The sequence below is a fragment of the Hylemonella sp. GW821-FHT12C09 genome (genome assembly GCF_058807395.1).
Genome location: NZ_JBXAQQ010000001.1, coordinates 507354 through 530193, shown reverse-complemented (window position 1 = coordinate 530193; position 22840 = coordinate 507354). Strand labels below are relative to the sequence as shown.

Here is a 22840-nt window from a genome sequence, read left to right as displayed (position 1 = left end):
GCAAGGACCTTAACCCATGCGGGTGGGCAGCCACAGGGCGATGGCCGGGAAGGCGATCAGGATCAGCAGGCGCAGCAGGTCGATACCTATGAAGGGCAGCACGCCGCGGAAAATCTCGGTGAAGGTCACGTCCTGCACCACGCTCTTGATCACGAAGACGTTCATCCCCACCGGTGGATGGATCAGCCCGAGCTCCACCGTCATCACGATGATGACGCCGAACCAGATCGGGTCGAAGCCCAGCTGCAGGATCAGGGGGTAGATGATGGGCACGGTCAGGATGATCATGGCCATGGCATCCATCAGGCAGCCCAGCACCAGGTACATGCCCATGATGATGGCCAGCAGGGCATAACGGCCCAGGCCCAGGCCGGTGAGGAACTCGGTGACCTTCTGCGGCGTCTGCGTGATGGTCAGGAAGTAGCCGAACAGCAGCGCGCCGATCAGTACGGTGAACACCGCGGCCGAGGTTCGGGTTGCCTCCAGCAAGGCCTCGCGAATCTGCGCCAGGTTCAGGCGGCGGCGCACCACGCCCAGGATGAAGGCGCCTGCCGCGCCCATGCCACCGGCTTCCGAGGGCGTGAACAGGCCGCCGTAGAGGCCGCCGATGACGAAGACGAACAGGGCCAGCGGCGCCCACACGTCCTTCAGGCTGGCCAGGCGCTCGCTCCAGGACTTGCGCTCGCCGCCCGGCAGGAAATCGGGCCTGGCCATGACGATCAGCGAGATCGTCAGGATGTACATCATGATGGCCAGCAGGCCAGGTACGACGCCAGCCATGAAGAGCTTGCCGATGTCCTGCTGTGTCAGGATGGCGTAGACCGCCAGCACCGTGGACGGCGGGATCATGATGCCCAGCGTGCCGCCGGCGGCGATCACGCCGGTGGCGAAGGACTTGGGGTAGTTGTAGCGGCGCATCTCCGGGTAGGCCACCTTGGAGAAGGTGGCCGCCGTGGCGACCGAGGAGCCGCAGATGGCGGCGAAACCGCCGCAGGCCAGCACCGTGGCGACGCCCAGCCCGCCGCGCAGGTGGCCCATGAAGGCGTTGGCGGCGCGGAACAGTTCGCGGCTCACGCCGGAGATGGAGACGAAGGCGCCCATGAGCATGAACATGGGGATGACCGCGAAGCTCTGGTCGGTCACGGTGCGCATGGTGGTCTGCCCCACCATCTTGAGTGCGGGGTCCATGCCCACGATGTAGCCATAACCGGTGACGCCCACCAGGCCCATGGCCATGCCCACGGGCACGCGCAGCAGCATGAGAACGAAGAGGACGACAAAGCCGATGCCGGCCACGAGATCGGTATTCAAGACGGGAGCCTCATTCGCTGGTGTGTTGTTCGGGGTGGTCTTCGATCAGATCGGGCTGGAAGATCAGGCGCCAGGTGCGGATGCCGATCAGGAGTACCGCCGCGAGGTCGCCCAGCCAGGCCACCGCGAAGAAGGGCCAGGTCGGCAGGTGCAGGTCGTAGGTGAGCACGTGGTCACGGTAGGTGACCAGCACCTTGTCAAACAGGGTGTAGGTCTGGACGATCACCACGAAGAGCAGCACCAGCGTGGCGAAGATGTCGATCCAGCGCCGGGTGCGTGCGTTGCCCGAGGTCCACAGCAGATCTACGGTGATGTGGGTGCCGCGGTAACTGGTGGCGGCGATGCCCCAGAAGATCAGGATGCCCAGCAGCAGCGAGCCAAAGTCATAGGCGTCGGGGATCGAGGTGTCGAAGAACTTGCGCAGGATGACGGCAAGAAAGATATTGAGGGCAACGATGCCGACGAAGATCGCCGCCAGCCACTCGATCGTGTCGATGACACGATCCATAGAATTGCGCTTCACGCGAGGCTCCAGTAACGGGAAAAGCAGGAACCGGGCGATGCCCTGCGGCACCGCCCGGGTCGGTCACATCGAAGCCTTGTACTTGACGAGTTGCTGCTTCAGGCCGTCCAGCACGGCCTTGGGGTCCTGGCCGGTCTTGTCCTTCAGGTCCTTGGCCCATTCGGATTCCACCGGGGCCACGGCCTTCTTCCAGGCGTCGAGCTGGGCCGGGGTCAGCTTGTAGACCTCGTGGTCGGGCAGGGCGCCGAGCTTGGCGTGACCGCCGTATTCGAAATCGGCCCACTGGCTGGCCACCTTTTCGGCCCATTCGGTGGTGCAATGGTCGTCCACGACCTTCTTCTGCGCGGTCGACAGGGCGTTGTACTTGGACTGGTTCATGACCCAGACGAAAGGCGTCACGTACAGCGGCACGTCCATGTGGTACTTGACGACCTTGTCGATGCCGAACAGCGGGATCGAACCCCAGGGGAAGGTCACCGCGTCGGCCACGCCGCGCTCGATGATCTCGCGCACTTCAGGTGCCGAGGACTGCACATTGGTGCCGCCCAGCAGCGTGACCATGCGACCAATGCCCTCGTGCGCCGGGCGGATCTTCATGCCCTTGATGTCGGTGGGCAGCACGATCTTCTTGCGCGAGTGGAAGGTGCCCGGATCGTGCACGAAGGCGAAGCAGAACTTCACGTCCTTCATTTCCTTGGCCGCGTAGTTGCGGTACCAGGCGTCGACGGCGGCCGAGCCGCCCTTGCCGTTGGCGATGAGGAAGGGCAGGGATGATGCGGCGAAGACCGGGAAGCGGCCCGGCTGGTAGCCGGGGTTCACATAGGCGAAGTCGGCGATGCCGTCACGCGCCATGTCGTAGTGGTCGAAGGCCTTGCCCAGCTGCTGGGCCGGGAACATGGTGGCCGTGAGCGTGCCGCCCGAGGCGGCTTTCATGCTCTCGCCCCAGGCGATGAGCGACGGGTTCAGGGGGTGCTGTGCCGGCACCCAGCTGGAGAAACGGAACATCACCGGCTTGTCCTGGGCCTGTACCGGGGCTGCTGCCAGCAGCAGGGCGGTGGCGCAGGCCGCCGCCAGGCGGGTCAGTGCTTTGGTGGACTGTTGCATACGCGGGGTCTCCTCTTTATGGTGGTTGAGATCATTTCGACCGGATCAATGTACAGCCCGTCCGGTCCCTTGTATATGAGCGTATTCACTGCCTGCGACGGCCGACTCATGCCTGGCCGGGACGGCGCCGCATCCAGCGGATCGGCTGTTCCTTCACGGGACGGACCGGTGCACCATGTTGCAGCAGGGCGCGGTCCAATGCCTTGCCGTCGTCGTCGGCAAGGGCCGCCTGGCGGGCAGCCGCAATGGCGGCGGCGCGCGTGTCATCGCTGGCAAAGTGGTCGGCGGTGGACAGGTGCCTCACCACATGCAGCAGGTTGTCCTTGCCGCGCTCGTTGGTGCTGCCGTAGCCCTTGATCAGGCGGCCACACAAAGCGACCTCGTGGCCGCTGGCCCAGTGGCGCTGCGTGCAAGTCACCACGGCGCCCAGCCACAACTCGATCAAGGCCTGCTCGGCAGCATAGCGGCTGCCCAGGGGACGCAGTGCGCGCAGCATGGCCAGACCACGCAAGGCCAGCATGCCGGAAACCGAATGGGTGCCGATCTTCAGCGGCAGGGCCCAGGGGCTCTTGCCGGCCAGCACGCGCTTGCGGTCCCAGGCCAGCACACGCTGCGCCAGACCCGTGGGCAGCAGGGCGGCGAACTCGGGCGCGCCGGGCTTGAAGTGGTCGTAGAGCTTGAGCAGGTCGGCTTCGCCGGCCTTGACCTCGCCCTGCACCCGTGCCCAGCGGCTGGCGCGGCTCTTGAGGTCGGCCACACGGATGATGTCGTCAAACGCCATCCACAGCGCCAGCCAGCGCGCCATCTCGCGTGTGACGGCCCAGCCGCGCGTGCCCTGCGGGTCGCTGGCGCGCTCAGCGGCCAGCACCTGCTGCAGGCGCTCGACGTAGCGTTGTGCATAGGCGACGTTCTGGTACTCGACCAGGCGCGCATGGCCCAGGGCGATGATCTCGTGCAGCACGGCGGGGAACAGCGCGGCCACGGTCGTGGGCAGGGCCGGCGCTGCGGCCGCCGGAGCGACGGGGGCGGCCGGCTTGGGCGCCAGCACCTGTTCGATGAATTGCGCTTGCGTGCGCTGCGCGTGCACGGCGTCGAAGCCCAGGGCGAAACCACGCAGGCTGGCCTGGGCGCTGCCGCCGCTGTCCTTCAGGATGGCTTCGTACTCGGCGCGGCCCATGGGCAGCAGGCCGCTGGCCGCGATGCAGCCCAGCATCACGGCGCTGACGATGGTGCCGGCCTGGCGCGTGAGCTCGGCCATTTCCAGCACGTGGTGGGCGCGGCTGTGGGCGGCAATCAGGCTCAGCAGCCCCTGCGCATCGCGCCGGCCGTCGCCCATCTGCATCTTTTCCATGGTGGTGAGCGCGCGCGCCGTGGAGCTCAGCACCAGGGTGCGGTCGCTGCTGGCGTGGCCCAGGCTGATCTGGCGCACGGTCTCCAGCAGCTCGCTCGACACCAGGCCATCGAGCCGACCCGGCATGGGGTAGAGGCCCAGCACCGGGCGCTGCCCGCCGAGCTGGGCCATCGGGACGGGAAAGACCTCAAGGTAGTAGGTCGTGGCGCCGGTGCGCTGCGCTACGCCCGGAATGGAGGTGGCCTGCACGGGGTAGCCGGCATGGCGGGCGGTCTCGACCAGCCATTCGGTGAGCACGCCGCCGCCTTCGCCGCCGAGGGCGCAGAGGAGGAGGGAGATGGGTTGTTGGTTCATGTGTCTTGTTTCTTCTGCGTGAGGCGCTGGATAGGGAGAGACCTTTTCTCCCCCCACTCTCCCCCCCGCCCCTCTCCGCCCCCCGCCGGGGGCAGAGAGGGGGGCCTGGATTTGGTGGTTGGTGTTTTGGACAGGCTTCTATGGAGCGAGGCGTCGCCACCGTGGTTTGCGGGCCGGCATTGCTGGCCTGTGGTCGTAGTAAATGGTGAGGCTTGGGTGTGCCAACGACAGCGGTCGCTACGCGACCGGCTGTGCACGAGACAGGTGCTCCTGGTTTCGTCACTGGCCGGCACAGCCGCCAGCCGTGGCGCGCCGGGCTGTGTGAGTTCTCTACGACCGCAGGCTCGCCAGTCGGGGAAAGAAGAAGCAGAGGCGACGGTTCGCGTCGTAGAAGCGTAGCCGGCGCGACGCAACCAAATCAAGGCTCCCCTCTCTGCCCCCGGCGGGGGGCAGAGAGGGGCGGGGGGGAGAGTGGGGGGAAAGAAAAGGTTGAGGAACACAAAAACCTCAAGCCGGTTGCAAAACCCGAACCACAGACCGCCGCACCGAATCCAACAAGCGCTCATACCAGGAAGGGTTCTGCACCACCTCCGCCCGGTAGAACGAGGGACACAAAGTTGCCGCATGCGCATTGGCCCCACAGAGCCCACACCCCACACAACCGTCGATCACGGTGGCCACAGGATCCACCTTCAGCGGATCCGGGTTGTCCTTGAGCGTCAGCGTGGGGCAGCCCGACAGCCGAATGCAGGCATGGTCGCCGTTGCAGACATCCTCATCCACCCCGTACTTCACCCGTTCCACGCGCTTGCCCTTTTTCAGCAGGCCAGCCAGCCAGGGTTTGATGCGCCGCTGCCGTTCCAGCTGGCATTCGCCCTCGGCGATGATGACCTTGAGGCCGTTGAAGTCGGAGGTGAAGGCGTCGATCAGCGTGCGGCGCACGTGCTCGACCTCGTAGGTGGTGACGGTACGCAGCCACTGCACGCCCAGGCCCTTGAGCGTGGTCTCGATGGTCTGGTTGGTGTGGACCACGCTGGCGCGCTTGTCGCTGGCGTCGTTCTTGGCCGCGTCGCCAGGCGTGGAGATGATGTCCTGCGTGCCGGTGGCCGAGGTGTAGCCGTTCTTGAAGATCAGCAGCACGGCGTCGTCGCCGTTGAAGAGTGCGCTCTGCACGCCGGTCAGCAGGCCGTTGTGCCAGAAGCCGCCGTCGCCCATGACCGAAAGCACGCGCCGGTTCATCATGGGCGAGACACCCGCGCGGCTGGCCAGGCTCATGCCATAGCCCAGGATGGAATGGCCGAAGGAGAAGGGCTCGAAGGTGGCCAGGGCGTGGCAGCCGATGTCGCCTGCGATGTGCACCTGGCCCACCTGTTCCTGCGCGAGCTTGAGCGCCGAGAAGACCGGCCGCTCCGGGCAGCCTATGCACATGCCCGGCGGGCGGGCCGGCAGGGGCTGGCCGCTGTTTTTGGTGATCTCGGCGGCGATGGCGGCGCGGCGGTCGCGGTTGCCCTGCAGCCACTGCGGCACGGTGCCGGGCAACAACTCGGAGCGGTAGCGGCGCAGGAATTTTTCCAGGCCGCCGGCCATCACCTCGGCCGAGTACTCGCCGGCCAGGGCCAGCATGTCCTTGCCGTGCAGGGGCGTCTGGATGTCGGCGCGGCGCAGCATCGTGGCCAGTTCCTGCTCGATGTACTCGGGCTGGCCTTCTTCCACCATGAGCACGGCGCGTTTGCCGATGCAGAACGCGCTGAGCTCCTCGGGCACCAGGGGGTAGGTGACGTTGAGCACCAGCAGCGGGATGTCGGTCTGGCCAAAGGCATCGGCCAGGCCGAACTGCTGCAGGGTGCGGATCAGCGTGTTGTACAGGCCCCCCTGCACCACGATGCCCAGATCGCTGTGCTTGCCGGTGAACAATTCGTTGAGCTGGTGCTCGCGGATGTACTGGCGCGCCGCCGGCACGCGCTGCTCGCTCTTGAGTTTCTCGTGGCGAAAGGTCACGGGAGGATGGGCCAGGCGTTCGTAGTTGAAGCTGGCCGGTTCTTCCATCAGGTCGCGCGTGGACACCTTGGAGATGCGGTTGTCCTTGGCCTGGAAGCTGCCTCGCACATGGCAGGCGCGGATGCGCAGTTCCAGGATGGCCGGCATATTGGACGCCTCGGACAGGGCAAAGCCATGCTCCACCATGTCGACCATGCGGCCCAGCTCGGGCCGCGGGTCGAGCAGCACCATGCCGGACTTGAGCGCGTAGGCGTGGGTGCGTTCCTGGATCACGCTGGCGCCCTCGCCATAGTCCTCACCCACCACGATGAGCACGCCGCCCGTGACGCCCGGGGACGAGAGGTTGGACAGTGCGTCGGCCGCGACGTTGGTGCCGACGATGGACTTCCAGGTCACGGCACCGCGCAAGGGGTAATGGATGGAGGCGCCCAGCATGGCGGCGGCCGATGCCTCGTTGGAACAGGCTTCGACGTGCACGCCGAGTTCGTCCATATAGGGCTTGGCCTGCACCATCACGTCCAGCAGGTGCGACACCGGCGCGCCCTGGTAACCGCCCACATAGGCCACGCCGGACTGCAGGAGGCCCTTGGTGATGGCCAGGATGCCCTCGCCATGAAAGGTCTGGCCCTGGCCCAGCGCCAGCGACTTGATTTCCTGGCTGAATGAAACTTCCACGTGTCGTCCTCGATGTTTTATTGGGGGGGGGCAGCGCGTGAGTGTGGCGCCAGGACGGTCATTCATCAATAAAATAATGTGACTATCGTTTATTAGATATATGCATATCAAGGATCTGGACCTGAACCTGCTGCGCGTGTTCGACGCGGTCTACCGCGCGCGCAAGGTCGGCCGGGCCGCCGAGATGCTGGGCCTGACCCAGCCGGCCGTGAGCCAGGGCCTGACCCGCCTGCGCCTGCTGCTGAACGATCCGCTCTTCATGCGCGCCGCGGGCGGCGTGTTGCCCACGCCGCGCGCCGAGCGCCTGGCGCCGGCCGTGCGCAGTGCCCTGGCCACGCTGGAGCAGGCCCTGGGCGAGGCGGCGCAGTTCGACCCGCTGCTGTCGAACAAGACCTTCCGCATCCACATGAGCGACATCGGCGAAGGCCGTTTCCTGCCCGACCTCATGGTGGCCCTGCGCGAGCGCGCCCCCGGCGTGCGCATCGAGACCCTGCCCGTGCCCGCCGCCGGCATTGCCGATGCGCTGGACAGCGGACAGGTCGACTTCGCCTTCGGTTTCCTGCCCACCGTGAAGGAAACGCAGCGCGTGCAGCTGCTGCAGGACCGTTACATCGTCATGCTGCGCGCCGGCCATCCCTTTGCCGCGGCGGCGCGCCGGCGCAGGGGCAAGGGCCTGCTGGAGTCGTTGCAAGAGCTGGAATTCGTGGCCGGGCGCACCCACTCGGACACGCTGCGCATCCTGCAACTGCTCAAGCTCGAAGACCGGGTGCGCCTGACGGCCGAGCACTTCATGGTGCTGCCGGCCATCGTGGGGGCCACCGACCTGGCCGTGGTGATGCCGCGCAACATCGCCCAGGGCTTCGCCGCCGGCGGCGGCTACACCCTGATCGAGCCGCCCTTTCCCTTGCGCGACTTCACGGTCTCGCTGCACTGGAGCCGCCGTTTCGAGACCGACCCGGCCAACCGCTGGCTGCGTGACACGCTGGTCGAGCTGTTCACGGCTGCTTGAATGTTGACCCCCACGCTTGCTCACTACGTGTAGCCGCTGCCCCCCGAGGGTGCCGTCGCCGCCTTGGGAGCGGCCCGGCGGCGGCGAGCCCGTTGGACTCCCTACAATTGCCCGATTCCCAGGAAAAACCACCATGAGCATCAAGAGCGACAAATGGATCCGCCGCATGGCCGAGCAGCACGGCATGATCGAGCCCTTCGAGCCGGGCCAGATCCGGCAGGACGCCGCCGGCCACAAGATCGTGAGCTACGGCACCAGCAGCTATGGCTACGACATCCGCTGTGCGCCCGAGTTCAAGGTCTTCACCAACATCTACAGCACGGTGGTGGACCCGAAGAACTTCGACGAGAAGAGCTTTGTGGACATCGAGAGCGACGTCTGTGTCATTCCGCCCAACAGTTTCGCGCTGGCGCGCACCATGGAGTACTTCCGCATCCCGCGCAACGTGCTGACCATCTGCCTGGGCAAGAGCACCTACGCACGTTGCGGCATCATCGTCAACGTCACCCCCTTCGAGCCCGAGTGGGAAGGGTATGTCACGCTGGAGTTCTCCAACACCACGCCCCTGCCCGCCAAGATCTACGCGGGAGAGGGCTGCGCCCAGGTGCTGTTTTTCGAGAGCGACAAGGACGACGTCTGCGAGACCAGCTACAAGGACCGCGGCGGCAAGTACCAGGGGCAGCGCGGGGTGACGCTGCCGAAGACCTGATCGGTCTCGCTGAACTGTCAGAGATAGAGCAATGAAATCTTTTCTGACGTCCCTGGTGCTAATGGTGGCGCAAGGTGTAAGCAGTGCCGCCAGCTTTGACTGCGAGAAGGCGCAGACAGAGATTGAAAAGATCATCTGCTCTGATGCAGGTTTGTCTAGCCTCGACGAGGTGCTGGCGGAAGCCTATAAAGCTGCACTAACGGATCAGAAACGGGCTGAGGTCATCCGGTCAGCGCAGAAGCGATGGATACGGGCTCGCAATCGGTGTGTTGATCCGGCTTGTGTAAAGCGGTCTTACCAAGTGCGATTGCATGTTCTGTCAACCAAGGGTGATGCGACGCAACAGATGGTTGATAAGTCAGAGGAGCTTCAGGGCGAGACGGAAGCAGCAAAAGCAGCACGTGTACAGGTCGCGTTAGGAAAATTCTCGTACAAACTAACTCACACCAGCGCCCCCTCCTTTTGCAGCGGCCTTTTCAAGGCTTTGCAAGCTAACAGTTCCGAGATTGCCTATATCGAACCGGGGCTCCGTACCGACAATCCTGACCATCCCGGTCTGGCCAAGTATGAAGCCTGCTACCGAGACGAAAGGCCACGTGGCGAGTCGTCCTTTGGACTTTGCGGGGTGGGCGTCCGACGTTTTCGTCTGTACCGACTGGATATGGATGGTAAGCCCGGCAATGGGCTGGAGGAATACCTCTATGGGCAGGAACCGGATTGCCATCCACAAGCCCCTGCTGCGCAATACGCACGGGTCAATTTAGAAACTTGCCAGCACGAGGGAACCACTCCTGTGGCGCCAGAAAGCCCGGGCGGTTGGAATGGCTATGCGGATGGGAGCATCAATGCCTTGGTCCGGTTCCGGGGTGAATATCTTGTAATCGATGTCCAAAATTTTGAAGAAGCAGGGGTAAGCATCACGGCTTGGGTCTACAACAAGCAGAAGCGGTGGTTCAAATCTCCGTTTCAGTGCGCTTGGCACTCGCTGCAACAGAGGTGAAAACCTGCATCTCTACGTTCTCACACCGGCACGGCCAGCCGCGCCGCAGCCAGGTCCCAGCCGGCCCCGCCGCAGCTCTTGAACAACACCGGCCCTGGCGGCCGGTTTTTCTTTGACCTCAGCATGTCCTGCAGGGTCGCAAAGCGGCTCACGTCCAGCCCGGCCTGCAGCAGGTCGCCGGCCTCGTGGTCGGCGTCGCGGGTGTCCACCACCACCGTTCCGAGTTCCGCCAAGTGGCGGCAGAGTTCGGGCGCCAGTTCCACCATGCGCGGCGTGAAGGCGCCGACCGCCGCGATGAAGGCATCGGGCCGCGGTTCAGCCCGCAGCACCACGCGGCTGGCCGGGGTGCAGGTGACGACCAGCGGGCAGTCGGCCAGGGCGGCATTGGGGTTGGCGGTCACTTCGGCTTGGAGCCCCAGCGTGCGGGCATGGGTGGCCAGGGCTTCGGCGCTGGCGCTGCTGCGCGAGGCGATGAACACCTCTTGCACACCCAGGCCGGCCGCAAAGGCTTCCAGATGGGCTCGGCCTTGTACGCCGGCACCGATGATGAGCAGCGGCCCGTTTGGGTTTGGCGCCAGGGTCTGCGCGGCCAGCAGCGAGACGGCAGCCGTGCGGCGGGCCGTGACCGTGGGGCCGTCCAGCACCAGGCGGCGCTCGCCGGTGGCGATATCGAACACCACCACGTCGCCCTGGATGGCGGGGCGGCCGGTGCCGGCATTGGCGGGGGTGTAGGTGATGAGCTTGGTGATGGCCAGACGCTCGTCCAGGGCCGGCATCACGAAGAGGCTGCCGCCCTGGGGCAGGGGCTGGACCAGGCGCGCGGGGACTCGGACGGCCGGATCCCGCAGCAGGGCGGCGATTTCGGCGGCCAGGGCGGGGTAGGGCAGGCGTTCGGCGGTCCGGGCCGGGCTGAGCAGGGTCTCGGGCATAAGGAGGCACTGTAGCCGGCGCGGATGGCCCTGAAACGGGATATCAGGGATAATCGGGGTTTGCCCTTGGATGCAGGGGTGGCCCGCTATCGGTTAGATAGCAACCAGATGGCTATGCCAGACCGATTTGAATACTGAACTGCCCACCGCTCCCGTGACTTCGAACGAACTCACTGCCGACACCCCCATCATGGCCTTTGCCCAGCTGCAACTGGCCGCTCCGCTGGCCCGCGCCGTGTCGGAGATGGGTTACGAGTCCATGACCCCGATCCAGGCCCAGGCCATCCCCGTGGTGCTGCAGGGCCGCGACGTGATGGGCGCCGCCCAGACCGGCACCGGCAAGACCGCGGCCTTCTCGCTGCCCCTGTTGCAGCGCATGCTGAAGCACGAAAACGCCTCCACCTCGCCCGCTCGCCACCCGGTGCGCGCCCTGGTGCTGCTGCCCACGCGCGAGCTGGCTGACCAGGTCGCGCAGCAGGTCAAGCTCTATGCCAAGTACACCAACCTGCGCAGTGCGGTGGTGTTCGGTGGCATGGACATGAAACCCCAGACCCTGGAGCTCAAGAAGGGCGTCGAGGTGCTGGTCGCCACGCCGGGCCGCCTGCTGGACCACATCGAGGCCAAGAACGCCGTGCTCAACCAGGTCGAGTACGTGGTGCTGGACGAGGCGGACCGCATGCTGGACATCGGCTTCCTGCCGGACCTGCAGCGCATCCTGTCCTACCTGCCCAAGCAGCGCACCACGCTGCTGTTTTCCGCCACCTTCTCGCCCGAGATCAAGCGCCTGGCCAACAGCTACCTGCAGGACCCGGTGACCATCGAGGTGGCGCGCTCCAACGCCACGGCCTCCACGGTGGAGCAGCATTTCTACAGCGTGGGCGACGACGACAAACGCCACGCCCTGCACCAGATCCTGCGCCAGCGCGGCATGAAGCAGGCCTTCGTCTTCGTGAACAGCAAGCTGGGCTGTGCCCGCCTGGCGCGTTCGCTGGAGCGTGAAGGCCTCAAGACCACGGCGCTGCATGGCGACAAGAGCCAGGACGAGCGTCTCAAGGCCCTGGACGCCTTCAAGAAGGGCGAGGTCGACCTGCTGGTCTGCACCGACGTGGCCGCGCGCGGCCTGGACATCAAGGACGTTCCGGCGGTGTTCAATTTCGACGTGCCCTTCAATGCCGAAGACTATGTGCACCGCATCGGCCGCACCGGCCGTGCCGGTGCCTCGGGCCTGGCGGTGAGCTTCGTCTCGCCCAAGGATGCCCGCCTGGTGGCCGACATCGAGAAGCTGATCAAGACCAAGATCGAGCTGGAGCCCGTCGAGTACGACGAGGACAAACCCGATATCCGCCGCCAGGGCCGTTTCAACGAAGGCCGTCGCCTCTACGAGCAGACCGAAGAACGCATTGAGCCGCGCGGTGAACGCCGCACAGCGCCGCGCGAAAGCCGTCGCCCCTCGGCTCCGCCGCAGGACCCCTTCTTCAACCAGCCCTACGAGGCACCACAGGTCGTGGCCGAGCCGGCGCCGTGGGAAGCGGTGGCCAAGCCCGCCGGCCGTGTGGTGTCGGCCAATATCCGGCCCAAGCGCAAGGTGGCGGCGCTGTTCAACAAGACGGAAGAAACGTCGAGCTAGTCAGCGCGCGGGCCGGGCGTCTGCGCGGCCTCGCACTTCACCTGGACCAGTTCGTGCCCACGGGCGGGCCCCAGGCGCACAGCACTGAGGCAACCGCCCCAGACACAGCCCGTGTCCAGGGCCAGCACATCGGGCCGATTCAACCAGCCCAGCGTGGACCAGTGGCCGAAGGCCACGGTGATGTCCGCCGTCTGTCGTCCCGGCACCTCGAACCAGGGCCGATAGCCGGCCGGAGCGCCCTGCGCCCCCTCCTTGCTGGCGAACTCCATCTCCCCGTCCGCCGTGCAGAAGCGCAACCGCGTCAGCGCGTTGACGATCACGCGCAGCCGCGCGTCGCCCTGCAGGCTGTCGTCCCAGCGCGCCGGTTCGTTGCCGTACATGCGGTGCAGGAAAGCCGGCAGATCGGGGCCGCGCAGCACGGTTTCCAACTCCCCCGCAAGCGCTACTGTTTTGGTAGCACTCCAGGAAGGCAGCACGCCGGCGTGCACCATCAGGATCTCCTCGCCGTCGAAGGTCTCCCGCAGCGCCAGGGGCTGGCGGCGCAGCCAGTCCAGCAGGGCGGGGCGGTCGGGGGCGTTCAGCACGTCGGCGATGGTGTCGCTGCGGTGCGGCGGCCGCACGCCGCTAGCGATGGCCAGCAGGTGCAGGTCATGGTTGCCCAGCAGGCAGCGCGCCGCTGGGCCATAGCCCATGAGGCGGCGCAGCACGCCGGCCGAATCCGGCCCGCGGTTGACCAGATCGCCCAGCAACCAGAGCGTATCGCGACTGGGCGAGAAGGCGATCGTCTCCAGCAGGCGCTGCAGGGCGGCGTCGCAGCCCTGCACGTCGCCGATCAGGTAATGGGCCATGGGGTGTTTCTGTGGAGTGACAGGAATTTTCGCATTCCGCGTGCGGTCCTTGTCCCGGGCCTGGCGGCTGCATTAGACTGGGTCGACTCAAGGGGGTGCGCTGCTGCCTGGGCCCCAGGCCTGCCGTGCACTTGCATGTAAAAGACAACACAGAGGACGACATGAAAAACGCGTCGTTTTGGCGTAAGGACTGGCTGGTCGGCCTGCTGGTCTCCGTGGTGCTTTTCCTGGGCGCCGGCACGGATCTGATGCAGAGCCTGGAGCGCAAGGCCTATGACCTGGGTGTCCTGGCCAGCACCCGCGTGCCTAGTGACAGGGTCGCCATCATCGCCATCGACGACCAGAGCATCGCCAACCTGGGGCGCTGGCCCTGGCCGCGCGAGATCCATGCGCGCCTGATCGACCTGCTGGCCGAAGGGCCGGCCAAGGTGGTGGGCCATACCGTGCTGTTCACCGAACCCCAGGTCGAGGCCGGGCTGGCGTATGTCGGCCAGGTCAGCGGCTGGCTCGATGCGTCCTCGATCCGCAGTTCGGGCAACCCGGCGCACCGCGCCGACGTGGCACGCCTGGAGGCGTTGCTGGAGGAGGCCGGCCGCAAGCTCGACAACGACCGCAAGCTCGGCGAGAGCCTGGGGCGCAGCGGCAGGGTGGAGCTGGCCATGTACTTCGAACCCGGCGAACCGCAGGGCAAGCCCGACAAGCCCCTGCCCGACTTCGTGCTGCGCAACCGGCTGACCCAGGTGCAGGCCGCGGCTTCCGGCGCCCAACCCGATCCTTCGCTGGGCGTGCTGCTGCCGATTCCCGTGCTGGGCAGCCAGGCCCAGGCCATCGGGCACCTGAACGTCTCGCGTGACGTCGATGGCGCCGTGCGCAGCGAGCCGCTGGTCATGGGCCACTACGGCGACTATTACCCGGCGCTTTCGCTGATCCTGGCGGCGCGCAGCCTGAACCTCAAGGCCGAAGACATCCGGGTGCAGCTGGGCAGCGGTGTGCAGCTCGGCCAGCGTTTCATCAGCACCGACCCGACGATGCGCATGCAGACCTTCTTCTACAAGGATGCCGGCGGCCGGCCGGCCTTCCAGGTCGATTCCTTCTTCGACGTGCTCAGCGGCAAGATCCCGGCCAGCAAGTACCGCGACAAGATCGTGCTCATCGGCGCCTCGGCGGCGGGCGTGGGCACGCTGCAGGTCACCCCCATCGCGGCCAGCATGCCATCGGTGGTGACTCTGGCGCACACCGTCTCCAGCATCCTCAACGGTGACTACTTCCTCACCCCGACCTGGGGCACGCTGGCGCAGCTGGGCATCTTCCTGGCCGTGGCGCTTTACCTCATCCTGCTGCTGCCGCGCCTGAGCGCCGCCACCGGTGCGATGGTGACGGGCGCGGTCTTCGTGGCCCTGCTGCTGGCGCACTTCGGCTTGATGACGATGTACGCCACCTGGTTGCCGCTGATGCTGCCGGCCGTGCTGCTGCTGGTGGGCCACCTGTTGCTGACCACCAAGCACTTCCTGCTGGCCGAGGAGGGCAAGCAGAAGTCCGATGCCGAGTCCGCCGAAAGCAACCGCATGCTGGGCCTGGCTTTCCAGGGGCAGGGCCAGCTGGACATGGCTTTCGAGAAGTTCAGCAAGGTGCCGATGGATGACGGCCTGATGGAACTGCTCTACAACCTCGCGCTGGACTTCGAGCGCAAGCGCCAGTTCAACAAGGCCGAGGCCGTGTTCCGGCGCATGGCCGAATACAAGCCGAAGTTCCGTGACCTGGAAGCGCGGCTGGCCCAGTCCAAGGCCATGGCCGAGACCGTGATCCTGGGGGGCGCCACGCGTGGCAACGACAGCACCCTGGTGCTGGACCGCCCCGGCGTGGCCAAGCCCATGCTGGGCCGCTACGAGATCGAGAAGGAACTGGGCAAGGGCGCCATGGGCGTGGTCTACCTGGGCAAGGACCCGAAGATCGGCCGCCTGGTGGCCATCAAGACCCTGGCCCTGGCGCAGGAGTTCGATGCGGATGTGCTGCAGGAGGTCAAGCAGCGCTTCTTCAGCGAGGCGGAATCCGCCGGGCGCCTGAGCCACCCGAACATCGTCACCATGTTTGATGCCGGCGAGGAACACGACCTGGCCTACATCGCCATGGAGTACCTCAAAGGCAAGGACCTGGTGGGCTATATCAAGCCCGGGGCCCTGCTGCCCCTGCCGGTGGTGATGGGCATCGTGGCGCGGGTGGCCGAGGCGCTGGACTATGCGCACAGGCAGAACGTGGTGCACCGCGACATCAAACCCGGCAACATCATGTACGACCCCGAGACCGACACGGTCAAGGTGGCCGACTTCGGCATCGCGCGCATCACCGATTCGAGCAAGACCCGCACCGGCATGGTCATGGGCACGCCGTCCTACATGTCGCCCGAGCAGCTGGCCGGTCACAAGGTGAGCGGCGCTTCCGATCTTTTTTCGCTGGGGGTCATGCTCTACCAGCTGGCCTGCGGACGGCTGCCTTTCGATGGCGACTCCATGGCCCAGCTGATGTACCGCATTGCCAACGAGGCGCCGGCGGACATCCTGACCTTGCGCGCCGATCTGCCGCCTTGCCTGGTGGCCATTCTGGGCAAGGCCCTGGCCAAGACGCCCGAGGGGCGTTACGCCAGCGGGGCCGAGCTGGCCGAGGCGCTGCGCCAGTGCGCGGCCACGTTGCCCAGGCCGGCCTGGGAGGCCACGGTACCGTCGACGCCGGGTGCGGGCAAGGACTGGTCCGACACGGTGCCGGGGGCGCCATAGCAGGGGAAGGTAAAGTCCGGTGATCTCCACTTTGTTACGGGATCCATGGAATTCCTGCTGATTGCGCTGCTGATCGTCCTCAACGGCCTGTTCGCCATGTCGGAACTGGCGCTGGCCGCCAGCCGCAAGGCCCGCCTGCTGGCCATGGCCGAGGCCGGGGATGGCGGTGCCCAGAAGGCCCTGGATCTGCTGGACAACCCCAACCAGTTTCTCTCCACGGTGCAAGTGGGCATCACTTCCATCGGCGTGCTCAACGGCATCGTCGGCGAGGCCGCTTTCAGCATCGACCTGGCCGTCTGGCTGGAAGAGATGGGTGCGACCGAGCGCGCGGCCGGCATCACGGCCACGGCGCTGGTGGTGGCCATCATCACCTTCCTCACCATCATCTTCGGTGAGCTGGTGCCCAAGCGCATTGGCCAGCTCTATCCCGAGACGGTGGCGCGCTGGATGTCGCGCCCCATGCACTGGCTGGCCATCGGCGCCAAGCCCTTCGTCAAACTGCTGGCGGCCACCACGCAAGGCGTGCTGCGCCTGCTGGGCATCCCCACGAATGTCACGCGCAGCATGACGGAAGAGGAAATCCGCCACAACCTGGAGGAGGGGGTGGACGCAGGCGTGATCGAACAGCAGGAGCACCAGATGGTGCGCAACGTCTTCCGCCTGGACGACCGCCCGCTGACCTCGCTGATGGTGCCGCGTGCCGACATCGACTGGCTGGATGCCTCGCACAGCGTGGCGCAGAGCCTGCAGCACGTGGGCCAGGCCGGCCAGAGCGGCGCGCATTCCTGGTACCCGGTGTGCCGCTGGTCGCTCGAAGACGTGGTGGGCGTGATCAGCGTGGGCAAGCTGCTGGCGCTGGGGCCGGCGACCGAGGGCACGATCGAGGCGCATGCACAACCCGCCGTCTTCGTGCCCGAGACGCTCTCGGGCATGGAACTGCTGGAGCAGTTCCGGCAACGTTCCGGGCGCATGGTCTTCGTGGTCGACGAGTATGGCGTGGTGCAGGGCCTGCTGACGCCAGGCGATCTGCTGGAAGCCATCACCGGCGAATTGCAGCCGGTGGCGCAGATCGACGCCTGGGCCACCGAGCGCGATGACGGAACCTGGCTGCTCGACGGCATGATTCCGGTGGACGAACTCAAGAGCCGCCTGGAGATCCGGGACCTGCCGGACGAGGAGCGTGGGCGTTACAACACCGTGGCCGGCCTGCTGCTGTCCGTCAGCGGCCACCTGCCGCACACCGGCGAGCGCATCGTCTGCGCCGGCTGGGAGTTCGAGGTGGTGGACCTGGACGGCCGTCGCATCGACAAGGTACTGGCCCGGCCGGTGGGACCCTCCGAATAACTCGCGCCGCGCACGGTGCGAGTGATCCGGGTCTCCCGCTTACTCCCAGCTCACGATGCGGTTGCGTCCGGCGCGCTTGGCGGAATAGAGCGCCTCGTCGGCCTGCTTGATCAGCGCCTGGGCGTCGTCCGTTTCGTGCAGCTGGGTCACGCCGGCAGAGAGCGTGGCGGTGCACCAGGTTTCATTGAAGGGATGCTTGATCTGGCCAAAGTCGTGGCGGATGCGGTCCAGCACTTCCACGGCCCGCGGTGTGTCCGCTGCCGGCAGCACCACCAGGAACTCTTCGCCGCCGTAGCGGCCGATGATGTCGGTCTTGCGCAGGCGCTGGCTGAGGAACCAGGACAGGCTGCGGATCACCTGGTCGCCCATGGGGTGGCCGTAGCCGTCGTTGATCTTCTTGAAATGATCGATGTCGATCATCGCCACCGCCAGGGCCTGTTGTGTGCTGCGCGCCTGCTGGATGGCCGTGGCCAGCTTGTCCTTGGACGTGCGGTGGTTGTACAGGCCCGTGAGGCTGTCGCGCTCCATGGCCCGGCGCAGGGCCCGGTAACGCTCGATCTTGCTCTGCACGATGGCGTTGAGCACCACCGGGTTGTAGGGTTTGGTGAGGAAGTGGTCGCCCCCGAGGCGCAGCGCCTCGATCTGCAGCGGCACGTTCGTGTCGCCTGACAGGTAGACGATGGGGATGGAGAGGAACTCCGGGTGTTGGCGTATCACCCGGGCCGCTTCGACCCCGGTGCAGCCCGGCATGAACATATCCATCAGGATCAGGTCGGGCTGGAACTGCGCCAGGCAGTCCAGCACCTCATGGGGATTGGCGATGGCATGGGTCTCGATATCGCACATGGCGAGTGTGCGCTGGATCGATTTGCTGGCGGTGATGGAGTCTTCCACCACCAGCGCCCGGTAGGGAGCTTCCTGCTTGCCGCTGCACAGTTCGATGAGCTTGGCCAGGATCAGTGCCTGGGCGGTCCCCGTCGGGAAGCAGAAATCGCTGCCCGCCGACAAGGCCGCGCGCAGGCTGTCGAAATCGCCCGCGAGTTCGTGCACCAGCAGGGTACTGGCGGCAAAGCGCTCGCGCAGTTGCTGGACCTGTTCGACCGTCTGCCGGCTGCTCAGGCCGCCGGCGTTGAGCAGGACGATGGCCGGCTCGTCGCCGTGTCCGGGCAGGTTGCGGATCTGGTGGAACTCGGCGTCAATGTTGAAGTAGCCCAGTTGCAGCGCCAGCTCCTGCCAGGCCGCGCCGCTGCTGCCGACCAGCCAGACGCGATGCAGCGGGGCGACGTCCCGCATGGACGGGTCGACAGTCTGGGCGCGGCGCTCCATGACAGGGCGGCGTTGGCTGTCGATGAAGTCGCTCACCCGTGCCCCGAGTTCCTGCACACGCTGGTGCAGATCGGCCAGGGTCGCCGGCGCGATGGTGGCATCGGGGCCGATGTCGAGCAGGGCGAGCGTCTGCTGCTCCAGGCTGCGCGAGACCTGGTTCAGCCCCGACAGTCCCTTGCCGTGCAGGAACTCGGTGAAGCTGGAGAGGGAGACGGCAAACTCAAGCAGCGGGTCGGTCCCGGGTGCGGCCAGGAAGGCTTGCCAGCCGGCGGCCAGGGCCGTGCTGCGTTTCAGGAGTTCTTCGGGGGAGCAGGACATGGCCGCGGTGGCGTTCAGCGACCCGGCCGGGCGGAAGTCGCCCTCGCGCAGGTGGCCGTCTCCGCGCAGACCGGACCGGCAAACCGGGGTCGTGGGGCTGGAGGCGGCTGCATGGCCAAAGTATAGGGCGTGTCCTGGGCGACGCGCAGGCGCAGGCCCGATGCGCCGTCCGGCTCAGTCGGAGGGCTTGCGCAGGCTTTCGAGCAGCCGCTCCAGGTGCTGGTACAGGGAGAGCACGAGCCAGATTGCCGCTGCCAGTGTGCCCAGGATGAAGAGCCAGTCGTAGATCTTGCGCAGCTCGGTGCCAAGCAGGCCGCCGAGCAGCAGCAGCAACACGGGATGGGCCGCCGGCACGATGACGACGGTGGCCAGCGGCAGCACGAAGCGGCTGGCCTGCACTTGCCAGCTCCCCTGCTTGTCCAGTTCATGCGCGGCGCGCCGGCTCAGCAGCCAGAGCAGCAGCAGGGCACTGCCATAGCCCAGAAAACGCACCAGATTGGCGGCGGTGAGCTTGAGCGCGGGTAGGCTGGTCTTCTGGAAGAAGGCCAGTTCACCGAGGGCGGCACCCAGGACCAGGGTGACGACGATCACCAGCAGGTAGCGTATCCACCAGGCGGCGTTGTTGTTGTTCATCTCAAGGCTCCGAGGTCGTTGACACCGGCGCGATTGTAGAGAGCAGATGTAGCAGATTTGTATCAGGCGCGCCCCGTGAGCCGGTAGACCCACAGGCCCAGGATTTCATGCAGGGCCGTGTGCCAGCGGGCCGCACCATCGGCCAGCCCGTACTGGGCCCAGGGGGTGGCCTGGCCGGTGCGGTAGTCCGCCGGCCAGGGCGTGACGTTCCAGCCCGCCTTCTCGAAGGTGGCCATGGAGCGTGGCATGTGCCAGGCCGAGGTCAGCAGCAGCCAGGGGCGCGTCTTGTCCACACCCGGCACGGCAGCGCTGAGCACGGCGTTCTCATAGGTGGTGCGCGAGGCCGACTCCAGGATCAGCCGCTGCGCTGGCACGCCCATGCTGTCGTAGAAGCGGCGCGCGCGCTCGGCCTCGGTCAACCCCTTGAAGATCAATTCGCCCTCGCCACCGGTGTAGAGCAGCTTGAGCTGTGGCGCCCGCTGCAGCAGGGGCAGCGCGGCGGTCAGGCGTTCGGCGGCGTCATTCAGCGCGGGTTGTGTGCGGCCTTGCCAGACATAGGACGGCTCCGTGGCGCCTCCCAGCACGATGACGCCGGCATAGCCTTGCAGGTCGATTTCGACGGGGGCAGGGTACTGCGCCTCCAGGTGGCGCAGCAGTGCATCGGGCAGCGGTATCCAGCCCTGCAGCAATAACACGACCAGCGCGCTCCACAGCAAGGCGGTGGCGCTGCGACGCCAGCGGCCTTGCAGGAGCAGGCCCAGTGTGAGCAGGGCGACGACCCAGGCCAGGGGCTGGGTCAGGAAGGCGAGCAGTTTGGCGAGAACGAACATGGGGCGGGTGAGGGGGGTGGCTATGATCGGTGCGATGAGCAACACAGCCATCGAGGATAGCGCCCCGTCGCCCGTGAGTTTCTGGCAGGCCCTGCGTTTCTGGTTCAAGCTGGGCTTCATCAGCTTCGGCGGCCCGGCCGGGCAGATTGCCATCATGCACGAGGAGCTGGTGGAGCGGCGGCGCTGGATCTCCGAGCGGCGTTTCCTGCACGCCTTGAACTACTGCATGGTGCTGCCCGGCCCCGAGGCACAGCAGCTGGCCACCTACCTGGGCTGGCTGATGCACCGCACCTGGGGCGGCATCGTGGCCGGCGTGCTGTTCGTGCTGCCCTCGCTGTTCATCCTGACTGCGCTGTCCTGGATCTACATCGCCTACGGGCAGATGCCGCTGGTTGCGGGCCTGTTCTATGGCATCAAGCCGGCGGTCACGGCCATCGTGCTGCAGGCGGCCTGGCGCATCGGCTCGCGTGCGCTGAAAAACGGCGCGCTATGGGCCATCGCCGCCGCGTCTTTCGTGGCGATTTTTGCGCTGAACGTTCCCTTCCCGGCCATCGTCGCTGCCGCAGCCCTGATCGGCTACCTCGGCGGGCGCCTGGCGCCAGCGCGTTTTCGTACGGGAGGCGGGCACGGCGGCAAGCAGCAGTCCTATGGACCGGCCCTCATCGACGATGACACGCCGCCCCCGGCGCACGCGCGTTTTCGCTGGCCCCACCTGCTGCGGGTGCTGGGGGTCGCTGCCCTCCTTTGGATCGTGCCCATGGCGCTGCTGACGGCCGTCTGGGGCTGGGGCCATGGTTACACGCAGATGGGCTGGTTCTTCACCAAGGCGGCCTTGCTGACCTTCGGCGGCGCCTACGCGGTGTTGCCCTATGTCTACCAGGGGGCGGTGGGCCATTACGGCTGGCTCACCCCCGAGCAGATGATCGACGGCCTGGCCTTGGGCGAGACCACCCCCGGGCCGCTGATCATGGTGGTGGCCTTTGTGGGATTCGTTGGCGCCTACGGCCAGGCCCTGTTGGGGCCGGATGCGCTGTTCCTGGCCGGCGCCCTGGCGGCCGCGCTGGTGACCTGGTTCACCTTCCTGCCGTCCTTCCTGTTCATCCTGGCCGGTGGGCCGCTGGTGGAGTCCACCCACGATGACCTGAAGTTCACCGCGCCGCTGACGGCCATCACGGCGGCCGTGGTGGGCGTGGTGCTGAACCTGGCGCTCTTCTTTGGTTACCACGTGCTCTGGCCGCAGGGCCTGGCCGGTCGTTTCGACCTTGTGTCGGCGGCGATCGCCCTGGCGGCGGCCGTCGCCCTGCTGCGCTACCAGCGCAATGTCATGCACGTCATTGGCGTGTGCGCCTTGCTGGGCCTCGCGCTCAAGAGTGCGGGCGTCTGAGCCTGCACTCACTTTTCGGCCTCCCGATCCCCCGGACCGTCCCTTTTGGTGCGGCGCAATAAAGTTTCCCTATCGTTAGTATTGTTAAATCAATAATTAATTTCGATAGATAAAGACTACAATCTCGTCATCGGTTCAAAAAACCGGTCGTTTTCATACATCCCCTTTATCAATCAACAGGAGTTAATTCATGTCCCTGATCAACACCCAAGTCCAGCCTTTCAAGGCCGAAGCCTTCCACAACGGCCGCTTCGTGCAGGTCAGCAATGAGACGCTCAAGGGCGAGTGGTCCGTGCTGATCTTCATGCCGGCTGCCTTCACCTTCAACTGCCCCACCGAAGTGGAAGACGCTGCTGACAACTACGCCGAGTTCCAGAAGGCCGGCGCCGAGGTCTACATCGTCACCACCGACACCCATTTCGCCCACAAGGTGTGGCACGAGACCTCCCCCGCCGTGGGCAAGGCCAAGTTCCCCCTGGTTGGCGACCCGACCCACCAACTGACCCGCGCTTTCGGCGTGCACATCGAAGAAGAAGGCCTGGCCCTGCGCGGCACCTTCATCATCAACCCCGAAGGCCAGATCAAGACCGCCGAGGTGCATGACAACGCCATCGCCCGCGACGTCAAGGAAACCCTGCGCAAGCTCAAGGCTGCCCAGTACGTGGCCAAGAACCCCGGCCAGGTCTGCCCCGCCAAGTGGAACGAAGGCGCCAAGACCCTGACCCCGTCCCTGGACCTGGTCGGCAAGATCTGATCGTTCGGCTGACAGTTCCGCAGCCCGATGGGCCGCGGTCCC

Annotated in this window: 18 protein-coding genes; 8 read left to right on the top strand and 10 right to left on the bottom strand. The window is 66.2% G+C overall.

Going from position 1 to position 22840, the window contains the following annotated elements; genetic code table 11:
* Positions 1-9 precede the first annotated feature (9 nt).
* The 5 genes from AC1RRP_RS02620 to AC1RRP_RS02600 all read right to left on the bottom strand — a co-directional run bounded on the left by AC1RRP_RS02620 (position 10) and on the right by AC1RRP_RS02600 (position 7316).
* A complete protein-coding gene (locus tag AC1RRP_RS02620; protein WP_493032964.1) occupies positions 10-1311 on the bottom strand; it encodes a TRAP transporter large permease in 1302 nt (433 codons plus the stop codon).
* Between the two features lie 10 nt (positions 1312-1321).
* Complete coding sequence (locus AC1RRP_RS02615; protein WP_493032962.1) at positions 1322-1834, bottom strand: TRAP transporter small permease; 513 nt, start codon at positions 1832-1834, stop codon at positions 1322-1324.
* 63 nt (positions 1835-1897) lie between these two features.
* Positions 1898-2938, bottom strand: coding sequence for a TRAP transporter substrate-binding protein (locus tag AC1RRP_RS02610; RefSeq protein ID WP_493032960.1), 1041 nt, complete (start codon positions 2936-2938; stop codon positions 1898-1900).
* 106 nt (positions 2939-3044) lie between these two features.
* Positions 3045-4643 (bottom strand): indolepyruvate oxidoreductase subunit beta family protein, encoded by a 1599-nt coding sequence (locus AC1RRP_RS02605; RefSeq protein WP_493032958.1) that lies wholly within the window; start codon positions 4641-4643, stop codon positions 3045-3047.
* Positions 4644-5150: 507 nt separating this feature from the next.
* The gene (locus tag AC1RRP_RS02600) at positions 5151-7316 is read right to left on the bottom strand and encodes a thiamine pyrophosphate-dependent enzyme (RefSeq protein WP_493032956.1); all 2166 of its coding nucleotides are present in this window, start codon (positions 7314-7316) and stop codon (positions 5151-5153) included.
* 100 nt (positions 7317-7416) lie between these two features.
* On the opposite strand from AC1RRP_RS02600, the gene AC1RRP_RS02595 reads away from it, so the two are divergent.
* The 3 genes from AC1RRP_RS02595 (at position 7417) to AC1RRP_RS02585 (ending at position 10034) form a co-directional block, all read left to right on the top strand.
* Complete coding sequence (locus tag AC1RRP_RS02595) at positions 7417-8325, top strand: LysR family transcriptional regulator (protein WP_493032954.1); 909 nt, start codon at positions 7417-7419, stop codon at positions 8323-8325.
* A 133-nt stretch (positions 8326-8458) separates the two neighbouring features.
* A complete protein-coding gene (dcd, locus tag AC1RRP_RS02590; RefSeq protein ID WP_493032952.1) occupies positions 8459-9034 on the top strand; it encodes a dCTP deaminase in 576 nt (191 codons plus the stop codon).
* Positions 9035-9065: 31 nt separating this feature from the next.
* On the top strand, positions 9066-10034 hold the full coding sequence (locus tag AC1RRP_RS02585) for a lysozyme inhibitor LprI family protein (protein WP_493032950.1): 969 nt from the start codon (positions 9066-9068) through the stop codon (positions 10032-10034).
* Between the two features lie 20 nt (positions 10035-10054).
* On the opposite strand, the gene AC1RRP_RS02580 is transcribed toward AC1RRP_RS02585, so the two are convergent.
* A complete protein-coding gene (locus tag AC1RRP_RS02580; protein ID WP_493032948.1) occupies positions 10055-10963 on the bottom strand; it encodes a delta(1)-pyrroline-2-carboxylate reductase family protein in 909 nt (302 codons plus the stop codon).
* A 190-nt stretch (positions 10964-11153) separates the two neighbouring features.
* Between AC1RRP_RS02580 and AC1RRP_RS02575 the strand changes: the two genes are divergently transcribed.
* Positions 11154-12590: a DEAD/DEAH box helicase gene (locus tag AC1RRP_RS02575; protein WP_493033428.1), complete on the top strand. Its 1437-nt coding sequence runs from the start codon at positions 11154-11156 to the stop codon at positions 12588-12590.
* On the opposite strand, the gene AC1RRP_RS02570 is transcribed toward AC1RRP_RS02575, so the two are convergent.
* Positions 12587-13438, bottom strand: a complete 852-nt coding sequence (locus tag AC1RRP_RS02570) for a symmetrical bis(5'-nucleosyl)-tetraphosphatase (RefSeq protein ID WP_493032946.1) — start codon at positions 13436-13438, stop codon at positions 12587-12589. The two genes, AC1RRP_RS02575 and AC1RRP_RS02570, sit on opposite strands and share 4 nt — an antisense overlap.
* Before the next feature lie 161 nt (positions 13439-13599).
* On the opposite strand from AC1RRP_RS02570, the gene AC1RRP_RS02565 reads away from it, so the two are divergent.
* Both AC1RRP_RS02565 and AC1RRP_RS02560 read left to right on the top strand, forming a co-directional pair.
* Complete coding sequence (locus AC1RRP_RS02565; protein ID WP_493032944.1) at positions 13600-16209, top strand: CHASE2 domain-containing serine/threonine-protein kinase; 2610 nt, start codon at positions 13600-13602, stop codon at positions 16207-16209.
* A gap of 45 nt (positions 16210-16254) precedes the next feature.
* Positions 16255-17553 (top strand): hemolysin family protein, encoded by a 1299-nt coding sequence (locus AC1RRP_RS02560; protein WP_493032942.1) that lies wholly within the window; start codon positions 16255-16257, stop codon positions 17551-17553.
* Between the two features lie 39 nt (positions 17554-17592).
* Here AC1RRP_RS02560 and AC1RRP_RS02555 read toward each other — a convergent pair whose 3' ends face one another.
* The 3 genes from AC1RRP_RS02555 to AC1RRP_RS02545 all read right to left on the bottom strand — a co-directional run bounded on the left by AC1RRP_RS02555 (position 17593) and on the right by AC1RRP_RS02545 (position 20660).
* The gene (locus tag AC1RRP_RS02555) at positions 17593-19197 is read right to left on the bottom strand and encodes a GGDEF domain-containing response regulator (RefSeq protein ID WP_493032940.1); all 1605 of its coding nucleotides are present in this window, start codon (positions 19195-19197) and stop codon (positions 17593-17595) included.
* A gap of 174 nt (positions 19198-19371) precedes the next feature.
* A complete protein-coding gene (locus tag AC1RRP_RS02550; RefSeq protein ID WP_493032938.1) occupies positions 19372-19830 on the bottom strand; it encodes a hypothetical protein in 459 nt (152 codons plus the stop codon).
* A 62-nt stretch (positions 19831-19892) separates the two neighbouring features.
* Positions 19893-20660, bottom strand: a complete 768-nt coding sequence (locus AC1RRP_RS02545) for a YdcF family protein (RefSeq protein ID WP_493032936.1) — start codon at positions 20658-20660, stop codon at positions 19893-19895.
* A 34-nt stretch (positions 20661-20694) separates the two neighbouring features.
* Between AC1RRP_RS02545 and chrA the strand changes: the two genes are divergently transcribed.
* Both chrA and ahpC read left to right on the top strand, forming a co-directional pair.
* Positions 20695-22044, top strand: a complete 1350-nt coding sequence (gene chrA, locus AC1RRP_RS02540; protein WP_493032934.1) for a chromate efflux transporter — start codon at positions 20695-20697, stop codon at positions 22042-22044.
* 190 nt (positions 22045-22234) lie between these two features.
* A complete protein-coding gene (ahpC, locus tag AC1RRP_RS02535) occupies positions 22235-22798 on the top strand; it encodes an alkyl hydroperoxide reductase subunit C (protein ID WP_174251226.1) in 564 nt (187 codons plus the stop codon).
* Positions 22799-22840: the final 42 nt, after the last annotated feature.